Consider the following 2,387-nt stretch of genomic DNA (forward strand, 5'->3'; position numbering starts at 1 on the left):
CTCGTCGGTCACGGCGCGTTGCTCCTCGGCGGCACTGGAGATCTGGGTGGCCATGTCGGAGATCTGGTTGATGGAGGCGGTGATCTGCTCCAGCGCCTGAGTCGCATCGTTCGCATCTTCTACGCTGTTCTGGGCCAGCAGCTGGCCTTCGTGCATGGTGCTGACCGCGCCCTGGGTGTTGCGTTGCAGTGTCTCTATCATGCTGCGGATCTCGACGGTGGAGCTGTGGGTACGCTGTGACAGCACCCGCACCTCGTCGGCCACCACGGCAAAGCCACGGCCCTGTTCACCGGCCCGCGCCGCCTCGATGGCGGCGTTCAGCGCCAGCAGGTTGGTCTGCTCGGCTATGCCTTGAATGGTGGAGAGTATGGTGTTGATCTCCTGCGCGTTCTTCTCCAGTTCCTGAATGATGCCGGAAGCCTGTTTGACCTGGGTGGCGAGATCCGTGATGGAACGCTGGTTGCGGGCGATGACCTGCTTGCCATGATCACAGCTGCCGGCGGAGCTACGGGCCGCATCAGCGGTCTGCTCTGCGTTGCTGGCCACTTCCACTGCGGTGGCGGACATCTCGTGCACTGCGGTGGCGATCTGGGAGATCTCGTTCTGTTGACGTGCCAAGCCCTGGCTGGATTTCTCCGCCATGTTGTGGGAGGAGTTGGCCTGCTGGTTCAGCTGGCTGGAAGAGTTGGAGATATCCTGCACCATCACGTGGATGCGATCGATGAAGGTGTTGAGGTGCTTGGCTACAATCCCCACCTCATCTTCACGCTCGATCTTGACACGACGAGTCAGGTCACCGTTGCCGCGAGAGAGGTCGGCGATGGCCTCCCCCAGGGTTTTCAGCGGGGCCAGGGAGCTGTTGATGGCCACATAGGAGAAGCCGGCCACGATGAGAATGGTCAGCAGGCCTTGCAGCAGGGCGGAGGTGACCATGCGTGACACGGACTGATAAGCAACCGCCTCATCCACCACTATGCCGAAATACCAGTTGGTATTGGGGATCTCGGTCAGGTCGAACACGCTTGGCTTACCGCTGATCTCCATCTCGGAGATGGTGTTGTCATGGGCCAGCTCGTTGACCTTGGCGGCGGTCAGAAGAGGGGAGAGGGAGGTGGCCTGTTTGAGGGTCAGCCCCTTGTCCGGGTGAGCAATGATGGTGCCATTACTGTCCATCAGGAGGGCGTAGGTACCCTCCGAGCTGATGGCCAGTACATCGCGTATCAGCGCATCGATGGAGACGTCACCGGCGATCACCCCCTGGGTATTGCCGCGGGTGAAGGGCTCGGCGATGGTGATGATGAGTTGACCCGTGGTGATGTCAGCATAGGGGGCTGTCACCACCATCTTGCCTGCCGCGATGGCATCCCTGTACCAGGGGCGTTGACGGGGGTCATAGCCGGCCGGCAAATTGGTCGGCCTGCTCTGGATCATCTTGCCATCTTTCGTGCCCACATAGATGAGATTGAAATTGCCGGCGTTCATGGCCTGGGCCAGATGGCTGACAGGTTCATCTTCCTTGGTGAAGGCATCCTTGGTGGCGGTGACTATGCTCATCCGGGCGTCCAGCCAGCGGGAGATGCCTTTCACATTGGCAGCCGAGCTGTCGTTGATAAAACTCCAGATCAGTCGTTGGGTTTCGTTTCTCAGTTGGGTGGTGTTGTACCAGACCTGCAGGCCTGTGATGACCAGGATAATGACCCCGATGGCGAGGACAAGCTTGTTCTTGATGGATAAGTTCATATTTACATCCTTGTGAGCGTCAGTCTGCGATGTGTTGTTTTATTGTTATGAGCCAACTGTTATCGGCCAAAGTAGAACTTTTTGTATCCCGGTACGTGCGATAAATGTATAGCCTAAGTCAGCGTTTATCGGTCACCTGCTGAAATAAGGCGTCCGATCAGGCTGGCGGAAGGAAGCGATCTGGCCGGTTGGTAAATATCCCGTCCACCCCCATGGCGACCAGTGCAGCAAGATCGGCAGTATGATCGACCGTATAGACCAGTACCTTTAATCCCCGTCGATGGGCATCCATGACCAGTGCTGCGTCGACAAAGTCCACGTCGCAGTTGAGCGACCAGGCTCCGAGCTCGGCAGCAAACTCGGCCAGGGTGAATGGAATCGTGGCGGTCAGTGCCCCAAGCCGGATCTCGGGTCGCAAGGCGGCAAAACGAGCCAGTTCCGGGTGGTGGAAGGAGGAGACGACCCAGTGCGCTGGCGTGAAGCCCAGCTGTGCCTCGGCGCGGCGGGTCAGCACGGCCACCTCGTCGGCTGTGTGCACCCCTTTCAGCTCGATATGCAGCTCGGCGCGACCGGCAATGGCTTCCATCACCTGCCACAGGGTAGGGATAGGCTCTCCTTCTCCTGCATCAAGTCCTGCCAGATAGGCA

The 2,387-nt window shown here is 59.1% G+C and carries 2 protein-coding genes; both read right to left on the reverse strand.

Features of this window, described 5'->3' with window-relative positions:
* On the reverse strand, positions 1-1,740 hold a 1,740-nt coding region (locus tag AAC083_RS03910), incomplete at its 3' end, for a methyl-accepting chemotaxis protein (RefSeq protein ID WP_108535859.1).
* Between the two features lie 157 nt (positions 1,741-1,897).
* Positions 1,898-2,387: glycerophosphodiester phosphodiesterase (locus AAC083_RS03915; protein WP_108535860.1), on the reverse strand; the 490-nt coding region annotated here is incomplete at its 5' end.

Source organism: Aeromonas sp. HMWF014, from assembly GCF_963878295.1.
Lineage (GTDB): Bacteria > Pseudomonadota > Gammaproteobacteria > Enterobacterales > Aeromonadaceae > Aeromonas > Aeromonas popoffii.